The following is an 18,788-nucleotide window of genomic DNA, read 5'->3' as shown; positions in this document are numbered from 1 at the left end:
TGACAGGGGACGAGTGGGGCGAACGGGGCGAGCGGCATGAATGGTGTGGGTGGACCGGGGGATGAGGGCAGCGGCGAGGGTGGCGGCGGGGCGCGTGAAGGGGGTGGCGCCGCAGGGGAGTTGACCGGGCGGCTGCTCGGCGGGCGGTACCGGGTCACCGGGCAGATCGGGCGCGGCGGCATGGGCGTCGTCTGCCGGGCGGTGGACGAGGTGCTGGGCCGGGAAGTCGCCGTGAAGGTGCTGCGTGCCTATACCGACGCGTCCGCGCCCGAACTGGCCGACCTGCGGACCCGGATGCAGCGCGAAGCACGGGCCGCGGCCCGCATCCGGCACTCCGGCGTGGTCACCGTGCACGACGTGCTCGACGAGGGCGGGCGCCCGGTCATCGTCATGGAGCTGGTCGACGGCCCGTCGCTGGACGACGCGCTCGGCCGGGGCGGTGCCATGGACCCGCGCGAGATCGCCGCCATCGGGGCCAAGGTGATGGACGCGCTGGACGCCGCCCACCAGGTGGGCGTGCTGCACCGGGACGTCAAACCCGGCAACGTCCTGCTGGAGCGCTGGGAGCAGCGTGCGGGCCGCCCGGACGCCGGGGTGGGCCGCGTGGTGCTCACCGACTTCGGCATCGCCAGCATCGAGGCGCCCGACGACGGGGCGACCACCCACCTCACCCGCAGCGGCGAACTCGTCGGCTCGCTCGACTATCTGCCGCCCGAGCGCGCCCAGGGGCAGCCGCCGTCGCCCGCCTCGGACATCTGGTCGCTGGGCATGACGCTGTACGCGGCCGTGGAGGGCGGCGGCGTGCCGTTCCGCCGTACGTCGGTGTGGTCGACCCTGACGGCGATCGTCTCCGAACCGCTGCCCGAACCGCGCCGGGCCGGTCCGCTGACGCCCGTGCTGCACGCGCTGATGGCCAAGGACCCGGCCGCCCGGCCGAGCGCCGCCGAGGCGCGGGCCCTGCTGACGGCGGTGGCCGACGGGCGCGACACGGTGCGGTTGATCACGGGTACCGGCAGGGGCCCGGGCGCGGGCGCCGGTACGGCTACGGGCCCGGGTGTGGACACGGGCCCGGGTACGGGTACGCCGCGGACGCCGACCGCTGCGGATGTCTGGGCGCCCCCGCCCGCCCCCTACGGCCCGGAGACCGGCGGGGCAGTGGCACCCGCGGGCACGGGACCGGCCTCCGGGCAGGCCCCCACCGGGCCGATGGGCGGCCAGGCACCCACGGGCCCGGTCAGCGGTCAGGCCCCCACCGGCCCGGTCAGTGGCCAAGCCCCCACCGGCCCGGTGCCCGCGGAGGGACTCGGGGGCCGGGAGACCGGCACCGTGGCGCCCGCGGGCACCACGCCTCCGGCGGGCCGCCGCCGTACCACCGTGCTCGCCGCCGCCGCGGTGGCCGCCGTCCTGCTGGCGGGCGGCGGGGTGACGTACGCGCTGGTGGACCGGGACTCCGGCAGCACGGTCGCGGGCCGGCCGCCCGCCGCGCCCTCGGAGGAACAGGCCGCGCGGGCGGGCGCGTCGGGCACGCCCGAGAAGGCCCCCGAGAGGGCCGGGGGAGCCGGGCCAGGGGGCAAGGCGACGGGGAAGGACGGCGGGGAGCGCGGCGCGGCGCCCGCCACCCCGGGCGAGCCGTCGAAGGGCGCCGCGTCCGGGAAGCCCGGGCCCGGTGGCGGCGGTGACACCGGCAAGAACGGTGCCGGGAGCGCGGCGACCGGCGGCACGGGTGGCGGGGGCGACGGCGGGCAGGGCGGCACCGGCGGTTCCGCGTCCGGCGGCGGGTCCGCCGCCTCGGGCGGTGGCGGCGCCCCCGGTGGTACCGGCGGCGCCCCGGAGCCCAGCTCGTGCGCGCCGATCGGCGGCGGCAAGGTCAACTGCCGGGTGTGGCGCGCCGCCGCCTCGTACACCGGTTCCTTCCAGCACGTGGGCACCCTGAACGCGGGCACCAACTACTTCTACTGCCAGGCGAACCTGGGCCGCCGGGAGACGTACGGCAGGTGGACGAACACCTGGTGGGCGAAGACGGACGACGACAGCGGCAACAGCGGTGTGTACGTCAGCGTCGTCTACGTCAAGGGCGGCCGGAACGACGCGCCGGTCCCCGGTCTGCCGACCTGCTGACCGGGTCCGGAACCGGACCCGTCCGGACGCCGGGAGCCGGGCGAGCCGTGCGGCCCGCCCGGCGGTGTGCCGTGCGGTGACCGGCCGCGTCAGCAGGTGAACTTGGCGTCGGCCCAGTCGGCGTGGTCGTAGAAGAAGCCGTCACCGGCGTCCTGTACGACCAGTCGTACGGTGTTCGCCCCGGAGACCGCGGCGCTGACGGCCTTCGCCGGGTCCTTGCCGGTCAGCTTGCCGCTCTCGGCCACCCGCTGACCGTCGGCCCACACCTCGAAGGTGACCGTCCCCTGGTCGGCCGTCTCGTCGTCGACGCCGACCTGCGCGGCGAACGACGCGCACTGTCCGCCCGTGTAGTACGTGATCTCGCTGGGCGCGTGGGCGCCCAGCCCCTTGGCGAACGGCACGCCGCCGATGCTGATCGGCGTCCCGTCACCCGCCTGGGGACCGCCCACGCTGCGGTCCCGTTCCACCGGTCCGTACCCGTTGGTGGCGGTGACCCACGTCAGGTCGCTGGCGTACGAGGTGCCGGCGGGCGGCGCCTGGACGGCGTGGACCGGGACCGCCAGCGTCTGGGTGACCCGCTGCCCGCGCGGCGAGCGGTAGTCGGTGGTGAAGGTCAGTTCGTACGGGCCGGGTTTGGTCCCCGCGAGGGGTGAGATCTTCCACGCGGTGGCCAGTTCCTTGCCCGGGGGCAGCACGTGCGTCCCGGTGGGTGTAACAGGCTCGACGCGCCAGCCCTGCGGGCCCTTGAGTTCGACCTCGACGTCCCGGGCGGGCGTCCGGCCCAGGTTGCGGGTGAGGGTGGCGATCCGGGCCTCCGAGCCGACCTCGACCGGGTCGACGCCGTCCGCGCCGCTGTCGAGGGCCGGCGGGTACTGCGGCCACTGGCGGTCGGCGGAGACGCGGTAGACCAGCGTGCCGTGCGCCGGTACGGTCCCGGCGATCTCCCCGGCGGTGTGGGTGTCCTCGTGCTTCCACAGGTCGCGCAGCCGGTAGCCGCTCGCCTGCGGAAGGCCCGCCTCCTTGGCCGTCGTACCGATGCGCTGCGGCCGGTCGGTCTCGTTGAACAGGGCCACCGCCCGGTCGCCGTTGGCCAGCGGCTTGCTCAGCACCCAGCGGCCGCCCTCGGACTTCAGCACCTGGGCCTGCTTGCCCAGCGGGTCCTGGTCGAGCGCGATGACCTCCTTGTTGTCGAGGATGTCGAACGTCGCCTGGGAGGCCTTGCGCAGGTCGGTGCCGATCAGCAGCGGCGCGGCCATCATCGACCACAGGGAGAAGTGGCTGCGGTACTCGGTGTCCGTCATGCCGCCGTTGCCGACCTCCAGCATGTCCGGGTCGTTCCAGTGGCCGGGACCGGCGTACGGGGCCAGCGGCGCGTTCACCTTGAAGATCGAGACCATGCTGTCCCACACGTCGCTGATGTCACCGGTGGTGCGCCACAGGTGCCCGACGTCCGCCGCCCACTCCCACGGCTTGTTCTCGCCCCACTCGCAAATGCTGTAGACGATGGGGCGGCCCGTCGCCTTCAGGGCGTCGCGCATGGTGATGTAGCGCTTCTTGGCGTCCACTCCCTGGTTGTTGCAGTTGTCGTATTTCAGGTAGTCCACTCCCCAGTCGGCGAACTGCTGGGCGTCGGAGTACTCATGGCCCAGCGCGCCGGGCATCGCCTGGGCACACGTCCTGGTGCCGGCGCTGGTGTAGATGCCGAACTTCAGCCCCTTGGAGTGGACGTAGTCGGCCAGGGCCTTGATGCCGTTGGGGAAGCGGGTGGTGTCCGGGACCAGTTTGCCGTTCGCGTCGCGCTCCTTCTGGGCCCAGCAGTCGTCGAGGTTCACGTACTCGTAACCGGCGGCCTTGAGGCCCTTCGCGACGAAGATGTCGGCGATTCCCTTGATCATCGCCTCGTTGAAGTCGGCTCCGCAGTGGGTGGAGTTCCAGTTGTTGAAGCCCATCGGAGGCGTCCTGGCCAGGCCGTCGGGCAGTCGCGGGGTGGCGGACGCGGCTGCTCCGGCGGAGGTCTTCGCGGCGGGCGGGGCGTCCGGTGGGGTGTCGGTGGCGTCGCCCGTACGGGCCGTGGCGGGCAGGGCCGTCATCCCTGCCGCGCACAGGAACGCCGCGGACAGTGCCGCGACGACTCTTCGCCGGGCACGCCGGGTGGTGAGGGGGGTGTGCGGGCGCATGATTCGCGTCCTCCGTTCTCGGAGAGTGCAGTGAGTCATGTACCAGTCAATTGCGAGTGTTTACGGTAAGGCTTGTTGGACTGTGTTGGAAGGTAAACGGTGAAGACCGGGGAACGGGCCGCCAAAAGCCTTGACTGAGGCCCTCATTGGGAGTGAGATCCCAGCACTCGCGTTCGGTTCTGTTCGGTTCCATCGCCGAGGAGGGGGAGCAGACATGGTCCAGATACGGGGTGACGGCCCAGGCGGGGGTACGCACCGGACGGCACGCGGGGTGCCCCGGCGGTCCCTGCTGCGGGGCATGGCCGCCGGTGCGGGGGCGGTCGCGCTGCCGTCGCTGCTCACCGCCTGCGGCGACGGGCCCGGCGACGGCGTCTCCCTGGGCTCCAACGCCTCCGACGCGGTGCCGAAACGCGCGTACGCCGACGCCGTCGCGGCGTACGAGAAGAAGTCGAGGAAGACGGTGAAGGTCAACACCGTCAACCACGAGAACTTCCAGGAGAACATCAACCGTTACCTCCAGGGCACGCCCGATGACGTCTTCACATGGTTCGCCGGTTACCGGATGCAGTACTTCGCACGAAAGGGCCTGCTCGCCGACATCAGTGATCTCTGGAGGAAGTTCGACGGGTTCTCCGACGCGGTGAAGAAACAGTCAACGGGCGAGGACGGCAAGCAGTACTTCGTGCCGTACTACTACTACCCGTGGGCGGTCTTCCACCGGAAGAGCGTTTTCCGGACGCGGGGTTACGAGATCCCGGAGAACTTCGATCAATACCGTGCTCTCGCCCGGCAGATGCAGAAGGACGGCCTCACCCCATTCGCCTTCGGTGACAAGGAAGGCTGGCCCGCCATGGGCACCTTCGACTACCTCGACATGCGGGCCAACGGTTACGACTTCCACATCGCCCTGCTGCGCGGGGAGAAATCCTGGACCAGCCCGCAGGTACGACAGGTCTTCGACCTGTGGCGGAGCCTGCTGCCGTACCACCAGAAGGGCGCGAACGGCCGGACGTGGCAGGAGGCCGCGCAGTCCCTCCAGCGCGCGGAGTCCGGTATGACGGTGCTCGGGCTGCCGCACCCCGGCCAGCAGTTCAGCGCCGAGAACCGCGCGGACCTGGACTTCTTTCCGTTCCCCGAGATCGATCCGGCATTCGGGAAGGAAGCGGTCGAGGCGCCGGTGGACGGCTTCCTGATGGCGAAGAAGGCACGGAACCGGGAGGCCGCCCGGGACCTGCTGACATTCCTCGCCACGCCCGAGGCCGAGCTGATCTATCTGAAGCGCGACCCGAACAACGTCGCGGTCAACAGCGGGGCCGGCACCCGGACGTACGACGCCCTGCAGAAGAAGGCCGTCCGGCTGGTGTCCGGCGCCCGGCAGATATCACAGTTCATGGACCGCGACACCCGCCCCGATTTCGCCTCGACGGTACTGATCCAGGCGATCCAGCAGTTCATCGGCGACCCCGGTGACATCGACGGTCTGGTGAACGGCATCGAACGGCAGAAGAAACAGATATTCGCCGCGGACTGACGCCGTGACCACCACCGACCGTGAGACCGCACGACCGACTGGGGGGCCGGTGAGCATGCCCGAGACCGTGGTGCGCCGCGTCCGGCGCCGGGGCCCACGGCGCCACACCCGCCGGGACATCGCCGTCCTGTGCGCCCTGCTGGGCCTGCCGATCCTGCTCGACCTCGTCCTGGTGTGGGGCCCGACGCTGGCCTCCATCGGACTGTCCTTCACCGACTGGGACGGCGTCGGCGCCATCGAATGGGCCGGTCTGGGCAACTACGAGCACCTCTTCGCCGACTACCCGCAGTTCTGGCCGGCGGTCCGCAACAACCTCCTGTGGCTGGCCGCCCTCGGCCTGCTCGCCACGCCGTTCGGCCTGCTGCTCGCCGCGCTCATCGACCGCGGGGTGCGGTTCAGCCGGTTCTACCAGTCCACCCTGTACATGCCGGTGGTGCTCTCGCTCGCCGTCGTCGGCTTCATCGCCCAACTGATCCTCTCCCGGGACCAGGGCGCCCTGAACGCCGTGCTGGGCGCCGGGCAGGACCCGGTCGACTGGCTCGGCGACCCGGACCTCAACATCTGGATGATCCTGCTCGCCGCCTGCTGGCGGCACACCGGATACGTGATGATCCTCTACCTCGCCGGGCTGAAGTCCGTCGACCCCACGCTCAAGGAGGCCGCGGCCATCGACGGGGCCACCGGACGGCAGGCGTTCTTCCGGGTCGTGCTGCCGGCCCTGCGCCCGGTGAACGTCATCGTCGGCGTCATCACCGTCATCGAGGCCCTGCGCGCCTTCGACATCGTCTACGCCGTCAACAAGGGCCGCAACGGGCTGGAACTGCTCTCCGTCCTGGTGACCGACAACATCATCGGCGAGGCGAGCCGGATCGGCTTCGGCTCGGCCATCGCCGTCGTCCTGCTGCTGGTCTCCCTCGGCTTCATCATCACCTACCTCGTCCAGGAACTGAGGGGGGAACAGCGCCGATGACCGTGCCCGCCGTACGGACCGCGCGCCCGGTGCGCCCTGCCGGCCCGGCGGGCGGCGCACCCGGCCGCCGCCGTGGCCGCTGGGGGGTGCACGCCTTCCTGCTCGCCGTCTCGCTCGCCTTTCTCGCGCCCCTGCTGCTGGCCCTCTACGCGTCGCTGCGCCCGTACGAGGAGACTGCCAGGGACGGGTACTTCTCCCTGCCGAGCCGGCTCTCCTTCGACTATTACCGGCAGGCGTTCACCGATTCCGGCATGGCCCGGTATTTCCTGAACACGCTCCTGATCGCGGTGCCGGGTGTCCTGATCACGCTCTTCCTCGCGTCCTTCACCGCCTTCGCCGTGGCACGGCTGCGGCTGCGCGGCTCGCTGCTCGTGCTGATGTTCTTCACGGCCGGCAACCTGCTGCCGCAACAGGTCATCGTCACACCGCTCTACGCGCTCTTCACCAAGGTGCCGCTGCCGTACTGGATGTCCGACTCCCTGACGCTCTATGACTCGCTCTGGGCGGTGCTCGCCGTGCAGATCGCCTTCCAGCTCGGCTTCTGCGTCTTCGTGCTGGCGAATTTCATGCGGACCCTGCCGCGGGAAATCCTGGAGGCCGCGGTCGTCGACGGAGCCGGGGTGTGGACGCGTTACCGGCAGGTGACCCTGCCGCTGTGCCGGCCCGCCCTCGCCGCTCTGGGCACCCTGCAATTCACCTGGATGTACAACGACTTCCTGTGGGGCCTGGTCTTCCTCTCCGACGGCGACAAACTCCCGGTCACCTCGGCCCTGAACAACCTGCGCGGCCAGTTCTTCACGGACTACAACCTGCTGGCGGCGGGTTCGGTACTCGTAGCGCTGCCCACGATCGTCGTCTTCCTGCTCCTGCAACGGCACTTCATCGCGGGCCTGACCCTGGGCGCCAACAAGGGGTGACGGCCGGGCCGCGCCCCCGTGCGCGCGGGAAATCCAGCGCGCGGCCCCTTGCCGGGTGTGGCCGGGGAAGCGACGCTCCGGCTACATCCCGAGCGGGAAGGGGAGCGTCATGACGAATGCTCAGATGTGGGCGCTGATCATCGGATTCGTGTCGCCGGTACTCATCTCCGTCGTGAATCAGCCGCAATGGTCCCACGCCACCAGAACTCTGGTACAGGTGGTGTTCTCGGTGCTGGTGGGACTGGGGAGCGCGTACTTCGCCGGGGACTTCGCCGGAAAGGACGTGGTGACCGGCATCCTCGTCGCCGCGGTGGCCGCGATCAGCGCGTACAAGGGGGTCTTCAAACCTTCCGGTATCGCGCCGAAGGTGGAAAAGGCCACGTCCATGGCAGCACGCGGATAGCCCCGGCCCCGCAAAAGTTTCCGTGGCAGGGTGTTACGGGCAACTCACAGGGGTCTAGGGACAAGGGGGCAATGTGATCGTCTGGCTGAACGGCGCGTCCGGTGCGGGAAAGTCCACCGCGGCCCGGCACCTGCTGGACCTGCTTCCCGGAAGCACGCTCTACGACCCCGAACTGGTCGGCGGCGAGCTGCGGCTGATGCTGCCCGCCGCGCGGCTGGAGCAGATCGGTGACTACCAGGACCTGCCGTCCTGGCGCCGGCTCGTGGTGGACACGGCCGCCGCCCTGCTCAACGAGGTGCCGGGGCCGCTCATCACACCCATGCCACTGCTGCGCCAGGAGTACCGCGACGAGATATTCGGCGGCCTCGCCTCGCGCCGGGTGCCCGTACGCCACATCCTGCTGCACGCGGAGGAAACGATCCTCCGCGAGCGTGCCGGCCTCACCGGCCGTACCGGGCGCCCGGACCGCGACGTGGCCGCACGGCAGCGGAGCCTGGCGCACCTGGAGTCGTACGACGACGCGCTCGGCTGGCTCAAGCAGGACGCGCACGTCATCGACACGGCCCGGCTGACGCCCCGGGAGACCGCCGAGCGGGTCGCGGAAGCGGTCCGCACCGGCGCCGGGGCCTGCGACATCGTGCAGACCCCGGAGCCCACGGCGGAGACCCTGGCGGCCGGTGTGCTGCTCTTCGACGACGCCGACCGGGTACTGCTGGTGGACCCGACGTACAAGCCGGGGTGGGAGTTCCCCGGCGGTGTCGTCGAGCCGGGCGAGCCGCCGGCCCGTGCGGGGCTGCGCGAGGTGACCGAGGAACTGGGCATCCGGCTGCACAGCGCGCCACGGCTGCTGGTGCTGGACTGGGAACCGCCCGAGCCGCCCGGCTTCGGCGGGCTGCGGATGCTCTTCGACGGCGGGAAACTGGCGGGCGAGCAGATCCGCGACCTGCTGTTGCCCGGGCCCGAACTGCGGGACTGGCGGTTCGCCACCGAGGACGAGGCGGCGGACATGCTGCCCCCGGTGCGCTGGAACCGGCTGCGCTGGGCCCTGCGCGCACGCGAACAGGGACGCCCGCTCAATCTGGAGGCGGGCGTCCCTGTGGGATGAGCAGCCGGTCCCGGCGGGCCGGGGCGGCGAGTCCGGAGACGGGGCGGCGGGTCCGGAGGCGGGGGCCCGGAGACGGGGCGGCGGGTCCGGTGGGTCCGGTGGGTCCGGAAGCGGCGGGAGAGCCTCCGGAGCGGCCGTCACCGGTCCTCCGCGCGGCTCAGCTCCGGTGGCCCCGTACGCGCGGGCGTACCGCTGGAGAACGCCGGCCGTCACCGGTCCTCCGCGGACTCAGCTCCCGGCGGCCTCGTACTGGCGGGCGTACCGCTGGAGGAAGAGTGCCTCGGCCAGCGAGAGGCGCTCCAGCTCCTCCGGCGAGACGCTCTCGTTGACCGCGTGGATCTGCGCCTCGGGCTCGCTGAGGCCGATGAGCAGGATCTCGGCCTGCGGGTAGAGCCCGGCCAGCGTGTTGCACAGGGGGATCGACCCACCCATACCGGACGTCTGCATCTCGGTGCCGTCATACGCCTCGCGCATCGCCTCCGCCATCGACGCGTACGCCGGGCTGCCGGTGTCCGCGCGGAACGGCTGGCCCTGCCCGATCTGCTCGACGGTGACCCGCGCGCCCCACGGGGCGGCCTTCTCCAGGTGCGCGGCGAGCAGCTCGGACGCCTTGACGGCGTCCGTGCCCGGCGGGATCCGCAGGCTCACCAGCGCCCGGGCGCCCGCCTGCACGGACGGCGTGGCGCCGACCACCGGCGGGCAGTCGATGCCGAGGACGGTGACGGCCGGGCGGGCCCAGATGCGGTCGGCGACCGTACCGCCGCCGGTCAGGCCGACGCCGTCCAGCACCTTGGCGTCCTTGCGGAACTCCTCCTCCGGGTACTGCAGGCCCTCCCAGCGCGCGTCCGGCTCCAGGCCGTCGACGACCGTCGAGCCGTCCTCCGCGCGCAGCGAGTCCAGGATGCGGATCAGCGCCGCCAGCGCGTCCGGCGCCGCCCCGCCGAACTGACCGGAGTGCAGATTGCCCTCCAGGGTGTCCACCTGGACCCGGACCAGAGTCATCCCGCGCAGGGTCGCCGTGACGGTCGGCAGGCCGACGCGGAAGTTTCCCGTGTCACCGATGACGATGGTGTCGGCGGTCAGCAGCTCGGGGTGGGCCTCGGCGTACTGCTCCAGGCCGCCGGTGCCCTGCTCCTCCGAGCCCTCCACGATCACCTTGACGTTGACCGGGACACCGCCGTGCTCCTTGAGCGCCCGCAGCGCCGTCAGGTGCATGATCAGACCGCCCTTGCAGTCGGCGGCGCCGCGCCCGTACCACCGGCCGTCCCGCTCGGTCAGCTCGAACGGCGGCGATATCCAGGCGGCCTCGTCCAGCGGCGGCTGCACGTCGTAGTGCGCGTACAGCAGCACGGTCGGCGCGCCGGCCGGCCCCGGCAGGAAGCCGTACACCGACTGGGTGCCGTCCGGGGTGTCCAGCAGCGCGACGTCCGTGAAGCCCTCGGACCGCAGCGCGCCCGCCACCCACTCGGCGGCGGCCTCGCACTCACTCCTGGGGAACTGCGCCGGATCGGCGACCGACTTGAAGGCCACCAGCTCGGCCAGCTCGGTCCTGGCCCGGGACTGCAGCGAGGCGACGGTTTGCGCGAGCGGGCTGTCAGGCATGGAACGCTCCTTGTGGGCGCGGCGTTGTACACGTGGGTCAGTGCGGGTCCGTCCGGTCTACCGCACCGGACCAACCGTACGTACGGGCGATTCTGGGGCCGATCTTCCCACAGGAAGGGCGTCCGAGGGCGCGCCGTAGGATGCGGGCGGTACGCGCAGCAAGGCATCGAACGGGAGCAGAAGCACAGGTGAGCAGCGACAGCGCAGCCGAGGGAAACCAGCAGGTGTGGGACGTCGTGGTGGTGGGCGCGGGGCCCGCCGGAGCCTCGGCCGCCTACGCCGCGGCGTGTACGGGACGCCGGGTGCTGCTCCTGGAGAAGGCCGAACTCCCCCGGTACAAGACCTGCGGCGGCGGCATCATCGGACCGTCCCGCGACGCGCTGCCACCCGGCTTCGAGCTGCCGCTGCGCGACCGGGTGCACGCGGTCACCTTCTCGCTCAACGGGAAGCTGACCCGCACCCGCCGCTCCAAGAACATGCTGTTCGGGCTCATCAACCGCCCCGAGTTCGACGCCGGACTGGTCAAGACGGCCCAGGACGCCGGCGCCGAGCTGCGTACGGGCGTCACGGTCTCCCGGGTCGAGCAGCACGGCTCCGCGGTGCCGGACCGGCGGACCGTCGCCGTGGTGCTGGGCGACGGCGAGGTGGTGCTGGCCCGCGCGGTGGTCGGCGCGGACGGCAGCGCCAGCCGGATAGGCGCGCATGTCGGCGTGAAGATGGACCAGGTCGACCTGGGCCTGGAGGCCGAGATCCCGGTACCGCCGACGGTCGCCGAGGACTGGGCCGGGCGGGTGCTCGTGGACTGGGGCCCCATCCCGGGCAGCTACGGCTGGGTCTTCCCCAAGGGCGACACCCTCACCGTCGGCGTGATCTCCGCGCGCGGCGAGGGCGGCGCGACCAAGCGCTATCTGGACGACTTCATCGGCCGCCTCGGCCTCGCGGGCTTCGAGCCGAGCATCTCCTCCGGCCACCTGACCCGCTGCCGTGCCGAGGACTCCCCGCTCTCCCGTGGCCGCGTCCTGGTGTGCGGCGACGCCGCCGGACTGCTGGAGCCGTGGACCCGGGAGGGCATCTCCTTCGCCCTGCGCTCCGGGCGGCTCGCGGGGGAGTGGGCGGTCCGCGTCTCGGAGGCGCACGACGCGGTGGACGCCCGCCGCCAGGCCCTGAACTACGCCTTCGCGATCAAGGCCGGGCTCGGCGTGGAGATGGGCGTCGGCCGCCGTATGCTCACCCTCTTCTCCCGCCGCCCCGGTCTGGTCCACGCGGCCCTGACCGGCTTCCGCCCGGCCTGGCACGCCTTCGCGAAGATCGTCCGGGGCACGACGACCCTGGCGGAGATCGTCCGTACGCATCCGATGGCGCGGCGGGCGGTGGGGGCGTTGGACCGGGAGTAGGGATAGGGAGTAGGGGGCAGGGCGGTAGCGGGCCTCTGGGGCGGGGCTGGGGCCGAGCTGCTGGGGCTAAGGGCCGGGGGTTCGCGGCGGTTCCGGTGCGTTTCGGGCTTGGGGGCTCTGGTTCCACAGTTCCGGCGTGCGGCGGTGCCTTGGCGGGCGGCGATGCCTCGGCGGGGTGGCGCCCTGGTGGGACGAGCGGTGCCCGGCGGGGAGTGGTGCCCCGGTGGCGAGCGGTGTGGGCGTAGCGGTGTGGGTGAATCCGTCGCTCGGCAGCTACTCCCCAGGGAGTACGGCTGATCACCACGCCGGGCCGACGCCCCGCACGGTGTGCCGGTCTAGCGTGGCGGCATGGACCAAGGACGGCCGCGGTGGGCGCGGCTCTGCCACGGCCCGCGCCCGGACGGGCGGCTGCCGGTGGACGGCGGCGGCCCCGTGGGCCGCTCCGGCGGGCGGCTGCCCTGGATCTCGACGGCCGGGTTCGCCGTGTTCGTGTTCGTCGGCACCCGGTTCGCCGCGAGGGGGCAGCCCGGCCGCGCCGACCTCGACCCGCTCGCCTACCTGCTGATGTCCGCGGGCGTGGCCCTGCTGCTCCTGCGGCACCGCCACCCGCGTACCGTCGCCCTCGGTACGGCGGTCACGTCCGCCGCCTACCTCGCCGCCGGCTACCCGTACGGCCCGGTCCTGCTCGTCATCGCCGTCGGCTGCTTCGCGGCCGTCGTCGCCGGGCACCGTACCGCCGCCTGGTCCGCCGTCGGTCTGGTCTGGGTGAGCCACCTCCTGGTCGGCCACTGGCTCCACCGCCGGCTGCCGCCGCCGGGCGACGGGCCCGCGCCCTGGGGGGAGCAGCTCTTCATCACGGTTCTCGTCGTGGCGGTCGTGGCGGTCTCCGAGCTGGCGCGGGTACGCCGTGAGCAGTTCGCGCGGGTACGTGCCGAACGGATGGCCGCCGAGCGGCGGCGGGCCGACGAGGAACGGCTGCGGATCGCCCGTGAACTGCACGATGTGCTCGCGCACAGCATCTCCGTCATCAACGTCCAGGCGGGTGTCGGCCTCACCCTCCTGGACGACGACCCCGAACAGGCCCGCACCGCCCTGACCACCATCAAGGCCGCCAGCAAGGAGGCACTCGGTGAGGTCCGGCAGGTCCTGGACACGCTGCGGACACCGGGTGACGCCCCGCGCACCCCGGCGCCCGGCCTGGACCGGCTGTCCGAACTGTGCGAGCAGGCCAAGGGCGCCGGCCTGACGGTCGAGGTCACCGTACGCGGCACACCGGCCCGCCTGGCCCCGGGCGCCGACCTCGCCGCCTTCCGGATCGTCCAGGAGGCGCTGACCAACGTCATACGGCACTCCGGGTCCCGCACCGCCCGGGTCCGGTTCGGCCATCAGCCCGACGCGCTGGAGATCACGGTGGACGACGACGGCCCGGCGACCGCCGCCGGGCGCGCCGGGGACGTCACCGGGGGCGGCAACGGCCTGGCCGGTATGCGCGAACGCGCCGCCGCACTGGGCGGCACCACCGAGGCGGGACCGCGCCCGGACGGTGGCTTCCGGGTGCGTGCCCGCCTCCCGCTGCGCCCCGCGACACCCGTCGGGCCACCGGAGCCGCAACAGCCCGGCGGCGCGCACGCTGCGGATACGGTGATTCCCCATGCCAACGAGGAGGAGCCGTGATCCGGGTACTGCTCGCCGACGACCAGCTTCTGGTCCGCGCCGGCTTCCGGGCCCTGCTGGACGCGCAGCCCGACATCGAGGTGGTCGGGGAGGCGTCGGACGGCGAGGAAGCACTGGTCGCCATCCGTGACCGGCGCCCCGACGCCGTCCTGATGGACATCCGGATGCCGGTGCTGGACGGGCTCGCCGCCACCCGCCAGATCACCGAGGATCCCCGGCTGTCCGCCGTGAAGGTCGTCATGCTCACCACCTTCGAGCTGGACGAGTACGTCTTCGAGGCGATCCGCTGCGGCGCCTCCGGCTTCCTGGTCAAGGACACCGAGCCGGAGGAACTCGTGCGGGCCGTACGCGCCGTGGTCGAGGGCGACGCGCTGCTCTCGCCGGGTGTCACCCGCCGATTGATCGCCGAGTTCGCCGCCCGCTCCAAGGAACCGGCCGCGAACGGCACCCTGGCCGCGCTCACCGAGCGCGAGCGGGAGGTGATGGCGCTCGTCGGCATCGGGATGTCGAACGAGGAGATCGCCCGCCGGCTGGTCGTCAGCCCGCTGACCGCCAAGACGCACGTCAGCCGCACGATGGTCAAGCTGGGCGCGCGCGACCGGGCCCAACTGGTGGTGCTGGCGTACGAGTCCGGGCTCGTACGCCCGGGTTGGCTCGGGTAGCCGCCCGCCGGGGAGCGCTCCCCGGCGGGCGTGAGCTCATCCGGAGCGCCGACCGGTGAAGCGGCGCAGGACCCGCACCACTCGCCAGACGAACGCGACCCCCGCAGCGCAACCGGCCGCCGTCAGGACCATCCCCGTACCGTTCCGGTCCGGGTGGAGGAACAGCAAGGGGCTCATGACCACGCCGAAGGCGAGAGCGGCCACGAACGCTCCGGTCAGCAGGGCGAAGCCGATCTCGACGGTCATCGCGTCACGTTCGGCCTGAGGGCGGCTCGGAGACATGGTGACAGCCTGTCATGCGGTGGCCTGGGTTTGGCGGATGGCTGGATGGCCGGATGGCCGGATGGCCGGTTGGGTGGTCCCGGTCGCCCGGTCGCCCGGTCGCCCGGTCGCCCGGTCGCCCGGTTTTCCGGTTGCCCGGTTTTCCGGTTGCCCGGTTCTTCGGCTGGTTCGCCGTTCGGGTGATGCCTCCTGACGCGTCAGATGATGAACCGTTCCCGCCACAGCCGGGCCGTCGCGGTGTCGCCGGCCACCGTGAGGTCGTCCAGCGGGCGGCGGTTCCACAGGGCCAGATACAGCTCGGGCGCCGGTCCCTCGATCAGGCAGTCCGACGCGGGAACCTCCGTGGCCGGGACGCCCTCCGTGCGTTCCACGCGCAGTGGCGCGTCCGACAGATGCACCGTCCAGGCCCCGATGGCCTCGCCGGTGGTCCGTATGTGCAGCGTGCGCGGCGTGTCCGTCCGCAGCGCTTCGAGCCCGCGCGGGACCAGGCCGATGAGCAGCTCGTCGATGCCGTCCACGGCGAAGGCGGGCGCTGAGGGGGTGATGCCCGTGCCGAGGGCGGCCTCGGCGTCGGCGCGGTGGATCGCCGTCTCGTGGGCCTGGCGCCGCGCCCAGAAGCCCAGCGCGGAGGGTGCGGGCAGGAAGGTCCAGCAGGACAGGTCCGCCGGCGCCGCGCGCAGCGTCGCCACCAGCTCCCGGCAGCCCTCGCGCAGCCAGTCGGCCAGCGCCTCGTCGGGTGGCTGCGGGCCCTCGGGCGGCGCCACCTTCTCCTGGGCGGCCGTTGCCACGAACTTCGCGGCCCAGCGGTGCACCTGGCCCGTGTGGACGAGCAGGTCGCGCACCCGCCACTCCGGACAGGTGGGGACCGGGGCGTCCGCCCCGGCCTTCTCGGCGGCATCGGCGAGCAGTTGGCCGTCCCGCGCCAGCGTATCGATGAAGTCAGTGGTCTCCATGCCGCTGAGTGTGCCAGTTGCCACTGACAACGGCCCTTCGCGCACCCGGCCGCCCGCGCAGCGCGCGGTGGATCAGCCCGAGCAGCAGCGCGTTGACCAGCGCGGCAATGGCCAAAGTCAGGATCAGGTACCACTGGGGCGACCCGGCGTCGCCCCACAGCGCGTCACCGGCGAGCCACAGCGGGAAGACCGTGGGAGCGGTGAGCAGCGCCGCCCAGACGCCGGAGAAGGAGGCGTCCTCATGCTGCACGAAGGCCAGGTCGACCACGGCGAAGAGCACCGCCGCGACCACCAGCGCCAGGTAGACGAGCGATACCGGATTGCCGAACATCAGCCGCGCGAGCCCGCGCAGCCGAGCCGTGACGTTCATGCGGCCCCCAGGTGTCGGGGTGGCCGGGTGGTGCCGGCGTGCGCGTCCCGCGCGCCGGCGCTCTCCGGCCGGATGCCCTGGCCGAATCCGTGACCAAGTAGTCAATCATGGTCCGCATACGGGCCCTTCCGGCAGGTCGGGTACCCGCCATCCGCGTATCGACTCCCGCGTACGGTCCGGTACGCGCCGTGCGGTACCCGTACCGCGACGCCACGGTTACGCGCCGCCCCGCCCGCCGTAGGGGATGCGTCCCGGGGTGCGTCACGGGACGCGTGCCGCGTCCGCCGCGAGTGTGCGGGGCCCGGGCGCCGCGTGTTTCCCGGAAGGGAGGCCCGTATTTTGTTTACCGTCGGCACAAAGCAAGAATGGGGGCGTGACCCACACTCGGACAACCAGGCTGGAACGGGGCCGCAGCGCTCTCGGACCCGCACTGGAGCTCGTACACACCGGGCGCGCACCCACCCGCGCCGTCCTGACCTCGGAACTCGGCGTGACCCGGGCGACCGCGGGCGCGGTGGCGGCGGAGCTGGAAGCGCTCGGGCTGATCATCGTCGACTCCCGCCCGACCTCCTCGGCGGGGTCCCAAGGCCGCCCGTCGCACCGGCTGTTCATCGACGAGAACGGTCCCGTCGTGCTCGCCGGGCAGATCCACGCCGACGGCTTCCGTGTCGCGCTGGTCGGCCTCGGCGGGCGGATCGTGGCCACCGTGAGCGGCTGCGGCACGATCCCCGCCGACCCGGCGCATGTGCTGGCCGAAGCGGTGGCGGCCGGCTCCGGGCTGCTCGAACGGACCGGGCGGCGCTGCCTCGGCGCGGCGCTCGCCATCCCGTCCGCCGTCGCCGAACCCGACGGCGAGGCGCTCAACCCGCTGCACCTGGCCTGGCCCACGGGCGCCCCCGTACGCCGCCTCTTCCGGCGCGCCCTCGCCGAGGCCGGCATCCCCGGGGTCACCGCCGCGGTCGGCTTCACGGGCAACGATGTCAACCTCGCCGCGCTGGCCGAACACCGGCACGGCGCCGGGCGCGGCGCTCGCGACCTGCTGTGCATCGCCTCCGGGCACCGGGGCGTCGGCGGCGCGCTGGTCCTGGACGGCCGGTTGCACAGCGGCAGTTCGGGCCTGGCCCTGGAGGTCGGCCACCTGACCGTCCACCCGGAGGGCGCGTCCTGCCACTGCGGCAGCCGCGGCTGCCTGGACGTCGAGGCGGACCCGCTCGCCTTCCTCGGCGCCGCGGGCCGCGAACCGGGCCCCGAGGGCTCGCTGCTGCGGCAGGCCACCGACCTGCTCCGCGAGGAGTACCAGGACCCGTCCGTACGGGCCGCCGCCGACCTGCTGATCGACCGGCTGGGCCTCGGGATCGCCGGGCTCGTCAACATCCTCAACCCCGACCGCATCATCCTCGGCGGCCTGCACCGCGAACTCCTGGGCGCGGACCCGGAACGGCTGCGGTCCGTGGTCGCCGAGCGCAGCCTGTGGGGACGCAGCGGCGGCGTACCGATACTGCCGTGCACGCTCGACCACAACAGCCTGGTCGGCGCGGCCGAGCTGGCGTGGCAGCCGGTGCTGGACGACCCGCTGGTGATCCTGGAGGCAGCGGAGCAGGCACCCGGAGCTGGCTGAACGGCCACGTCGGCACGCGACCGGACCGCGTGCCGACCCGCGAACCGGCCACGTGCCGCTCCGTGAGGGGCCGCCGCCCCGGCCGCGGCGCCGCCCGGCGTTCCGGCCGCCGCCCGGTCGCTTTGCCACCCTGCGCCCGGCCACGTGCCGCTCCGTGACGCGCAGTGCCGCCCCGCGACCCGGCCGCCCCCGGCCCGCCGAGCCGCCCCGCACGCCAGTTCGGCCCCGAACAGGTCCCCGGCCAGCCCGGCGTGGCGCAGCGTCAGCTCCCGACCGGGCCCCCGCGCCACCGCGGCGCGGCCCGTCGGCCGACGGCGGTCTCGAAGGCCGCGTGTGCCAGCAGCCGTGTCGAGTCCAGCGTCGGCAGCGGCGATACCTCCGGGGACACCAGGAGCGGAATCTCCGTGCACACGAGGGCGACCGCGGCACAGCCGCGGGCCGCCAGCCGCTCGATGACGCGTATGTACTCCCGGCGCGAGGGCTCGGTGAACACGCCGTTCACCAACTCGTCGAAGATGATCCGGTGGACGGTACGGCGGTCGTCCTCGTCCGGCACGCCGGCCGCGATACCGCGGGAGCCCAGCGCGTTCCTGTAGAGCGGGCCGTCCATCGTGTACGCGGTCCCCAGGACGCCGACGCGGCCGTACCCGTCCCGGGCGGCGCGTTCGGCGACGACCTCGGCGATGTGCAGGCCGGGCAGCGGCAGCTCCGCGCCGGGGAGTTCGAGTGCCATATGGGCGGTGTTGTCCGGGCAGACGAAGTAATCCGCCCCGGCGCGGGCGAGGCGCGCCACGCTCCCGGCGAGCGTCGCCCGGATCGTGTGGTGCTCACCGGCATCCCAGGCGGGCATGCTCCGCGCCATGCTGATGCAGTCCAGGGTCACGTCCGGGTGGTCGTACGCCCCCAGCTCGGCGGACGCCTCCTGGCAGAAGGCCCGGAAGCAGAGCGCCGCCCCTTCGGTGCTGTGCGCGAGGATGCCCAGGTGTCGCATGGTGCCTCCGGTGGCCGACGG

The 18,788-nt window shown here is 72.8% G+C and carries 16 protein-coding genes; 10 read left to right on the top strand and 6 right to left on the bottom strand.

The genetic code is table 11. The features are described from left to right. The first annotated feature begins 36 nt into the window (after positions 1-36). Positions 37-2,118: a protein kinase gene (locus tag ACH4EB_RS11145; RefSeq protein WP_398347137.1), complete on the top strand. Its 2,082-nt coding sequence runs from the start codon at positions 37-39 to the stop codon at positions 2,116-2,118. Between the two features lie 89 nt (positions 2,119-2,207). Here the strand turns inward: ACH4EB_RS11145 and ACH4EB_RS11140 are convergent, their stop codons facing one another. Beyond that, the gene (locus tag ACH4EB_RS11140) at positions 2,208-4,295 is read right to left on the bottom strand and encodes an NPCBM/NEW2 domain-containing protein (protein WP_398347136.1); all 2,088 of its coding nucleotides are present in this window, start codon (positions 4,293-4,295) and stop codon (positions 2,208-2,210) included. 214 nt (positions 4,296-4,509) lie between these two features. Here ACH4EB_RS11140 and ACH4EB_RS11135 point away from each other — a divergent pair, with 214 nt between their 5' ends. From ACH4EB_RS11135 to ACH4EB_RS11115, 5 genes are all read left to right on the top strand, one after another. Then, complete coding sequence (locus tag ACH4EB_RS11135; protein ID WP_398347135.1) at positions 4,510-5,826, top strand: ABC transporter substrate-binding protein; 1,317 nt, start codon at positions 4,510-4,512, stop codon at positions 5,824-5,826. A gap of 55 nt (positions 5,827-5,881) precedes the next feature. Beyond that, on the top strand, positions 5,882-6,796 hold the full coding sequence (locus ACH4EB_RS11130; RefSeq protein WP_398347134.1) for a carbohydrate ABC transporter permease: 915 nt from the start codon (positions 5,882-5,884) through the stop codon (positions 6,794-6,796). Then, positions 6,793-7,713, top strand: coding sequence for a carbohydrate ABC transporter permease (locus ACH4EB_RS11125; RefSeq protein ID WP_398347133.1), 921 nt, complete (start codon positions 6,793-6,795; stop codon positions 7,711-7,713). The genes ACH4EB_RS11130 and ACH4EB_RS11125 overlap by 4 nt, the downstream gene beginning before the upstream one ends. Before the next feature lie 109 nt (positions 7,714-7,822). After that, entirely contained in the window at positions 7,823-8,116 is a 294-nt protein-coding gene (locus ACH4EB_RS11120; RefSeq protein WP_398347132.1) for a hypothetical protein, read from the top strand. Positions 8,117-8,189: 73 nt separating this feature from the next. Beyond that, positions 8,190-9,221 carry an NUDIX domain-containing protein gene (locus ACH4EB_RS11115; protein ID WP_398347131.1) on the top strand — a complete coding sequence of 344 codons (1,032 nt, stop codon included), beginning with the start codon at positions 8,190-8,192 and terminating at the stop codon, positions 9,219-9,221. A gap of 228 nt (positions 9,222-9,449) precedes the next feature. On the opposite strand, the gene ACH4EB_RS11110 is transcribed toward ACH4EB_RS11115, so the two are convergent. Further along, entirely contained in the window at positions 9,450-10,823 is a 1,374-nt protein-coding gene (locus tag ACH4EB_RS11110; protein ID WP_398347130.1) for a dipeptidase, read from the bottom strand. Between the two features lie 188 nt (positions 10,824-11,011). Between ACH4EB_RS11110 and ACH4EB_RS11105 the strand changes: the two genes are divergently transcribed. From ACH4EB_RS11105 to ACH4EB_RS11095, 3 genes are all read left to right on the top strand, one after another. Continuing rightward, a complete protein-coding gene (locus ACH4EB_RS11105; protein ID WP_398347129.1) occupies positions 11,012-12,217 on the top strand; it encodes a geranylgeranyl reductase family protein in 1,206 nt (401 codons plus the stop codon). Between the two features lie 348 nt (positions 12,218-12,565). Beyond that, the gene (locus tag ACH4EB_RS11100) at positions 12,566-13,891 is read left to right on the top strand and encodes a sensor histidine kinase (protein WP_398347128.1); all 1,326 of its coding nucleotides are present in this window, start codon (positions 12,566-12,568) and stop codon (positions 13,889-13,891) included. Continuing rightward, positions 13,888-14,553, top strand: coding sequence for a response regulator (locus ACH4EB_RS11095; RefSeq protein WP_398347127.1), 666 nt, complete (start codon positions 13,888-13,890; stop codon positions 14,551-14,553). The genes ACH4EB_RS11100 and ACH4EB_RS11095 overlap by 4 nt, the downstream gene beginning before the upstream one ends. A 36-nt stretch (positions 14,554-14,589) precedes the next feature. Here the strand turns inward: ACH4EB_RS11095 and ACH4EB_RS11090 are convergent, their stop codons facing one another. The 3 genes from ACH4EB_RS11090 to ACH4EB_RS11080 all read right to left on the bottom strand — a co-directional run bounded on the left by ACH4EB_RS11090 (position 14,590) and on the right by ACH4EB_RS11080 (position 16,158). After that, complete coding sequence (locus ACH4EB_RS11090; RefSeq protein ID WP_398347126.1) at positions 14,590-14,835, bottom strand: DUF6332 family protein; 246 nt, start codon at positions 14,833-14,835, stop codon at positions 14,590-14,592. Positions 14,836-15,032: 197 nt separating this feature from the next. Then, the gene (locus ACH4EB_RS11085) at positions 15,033-15,788 is read right to left on the bottom strand and encodes a maleylpyruvate isomerase family mycothiol-dependent enzyme (protein WP_398347125.1); all 756 of its coding nucleotides are present in this window, start codon (positions 15,786-15,788) and stop codon (positions 15,033-15,035) included. Then, positions 15,775-16,158 (bottom strand): SCO4225 family membrane protein, encoded by a 384-nt coding sequence (locus ACH4EB_RS11080; protein WP_398347124.1) that lies wholly within the window; start codon positions 16,156-16,158, stop codon positions 15,775-15,777. Before ACH4EB_RS11080 ends, ACH4EB_RS11085 begins: the two co-directional genes overlap by 14 nt. A gap of 373 nt (positions 16,159-16,531) precedes the next feature. On the opposite strand from ACH4EB_RS11080, the gene ACH4EB_RS11075 reads away from it, so the two are divergent. Continuing rightward, positions 16,532-17,776: an ROK family protein gene (locus ACH4EB_RS11075; protein ID WP_398347122.1), complete on the top strand. Its 1,245-nt coding sequence runs from the start codon at positions 16,532-16,534 to the stop codon at positions 17,774-17,776. Between the two features lie 262 nt (positions 17,777-18,038). Here the strand turns inward: ACH4EB_RS11075 and ACH4EB_RS11070 are convergent, their stop codons facing one another. Continuing rightward, complete coding sequence (locus ACH4EB_RS11070; RefSeq protein ID WP_398347121.1) at positions 18,039-18,767, bottom strand: aspartate/glutamate racemase family protein; 729 nt, start codon at positions 18,765-18,767, stop codon at positions 18,039-18,041. Positions 18,768-18,788 lie beyond the last annotated feature (21 nt).

The organism is Streptomyces sp. NPDC018045, from assembly GCF_044327445.1.
Classification (GTDB): Bacteria; Actinomycetota; Actinomycetes; order Streptomycetales; family Streptomycetaceae; genus Streptomyces.
The sequence above is the reverse complement of the archived record's forward strand: the minus strand, read 5'-3'. Positions and strand labels throughout refer to the sequence as shown.

What these genes read in the sequence shown, in the direction of transcription:
- ACH4EB_RS11085 (WP_398347125.1), bottom strand. Translation starts at nt 15,788, where the DNA reads ATGGAGACCACTGACTTCATCGATACGCTGGCGCGGGACGGCCAACTG.
- ACH4EB_RS11130 (WP_398347134.1), top strand. Translation starts at nt 5,882, where the DNA reads ATGCCCGAGACCGTGGTGCGCCGCGTCCGGCGCCGGGGCCCACGGCGC.
- ACH4EB_RS11135 (WP_398347135.1), top strand. Translation starts at nt 4,510, where the DNA reads ATGGTCCAGATACGGGGTGACGGCCCAGGCGGGGGTACGCACCGGACG.
- ACH4EB_RS11120 (WP_398347132.1), top strand. Translation starts at nt 7,823, where the DNA reads ATGACGAATGCTCAGATGTGGGCGCTGATCATCGGATTCGTGTCGCCG.
- ACH4EB_RS11145 (WP_398347137.1), top strand. Translation starts at nt 37, where the DNA reads ATGAATGGTGTGGGTGGACCGGGGGATGAGGGCAGCGGCGAGGGTGGC.
- ACH4EB_RS11090 (WP_398347126.1), bottom strand. Translation starts at nt 14,835, where the DNA reads ATGTCTCCGAGCCGCCCTCAGGCCGAACGTGACGCGATGACCGTCGAG.
- ACH4EB_RS11100 (WP_398347128.1), top strand. Translation starts at nt 12,566, where the DNA reads ATGGACCAAGGACGGCCGCGGTGGGCGCGGCTCTGCCACGGCCCGCGC.
- ACH4EB_RS11110 (WP_398347130.1), bottom strand. Translation starts at nt 10,823, where the DNA reads ATGCCTGACAGCCCGCTCGCGCAAACCGTCGCCTCGCTGCAGTCCCGG.
- ACH4EB_RS11070 (WP_398347121.1), bottom strand. Translation starts at nt 18,767, where the DNA reads ATGCGACACCTGGGCATCCTCGCGCACAGCACCGAAGGGGCGGCGCTC.
- ACH4EB_RS11140 (WP_398347136.1), bottom strand. Translation starts at nt 4,295, where the DNA reads ATGCGCCCGCACACCCCCCTCACCACCCGGCGTGCCCGGCGAAGAGTC.
- ACH4EB_RS11080 (WP_398347124.1), bottom strand. Translation starts at nt 16,158, where the DNA reads ATGAACGTCACGGCTCGGCTGCGCGGGCTCGCGCGGCTGATGTTCGGC.
- ACH4EB_RS11125 (WP_398347133.1), top strand. Translation starts at nt 6,793, where the DNA reads ATGACCGTGCCCGCCGTACGGACCGCGCGCCCGGTGCGCCCTGCCGGC.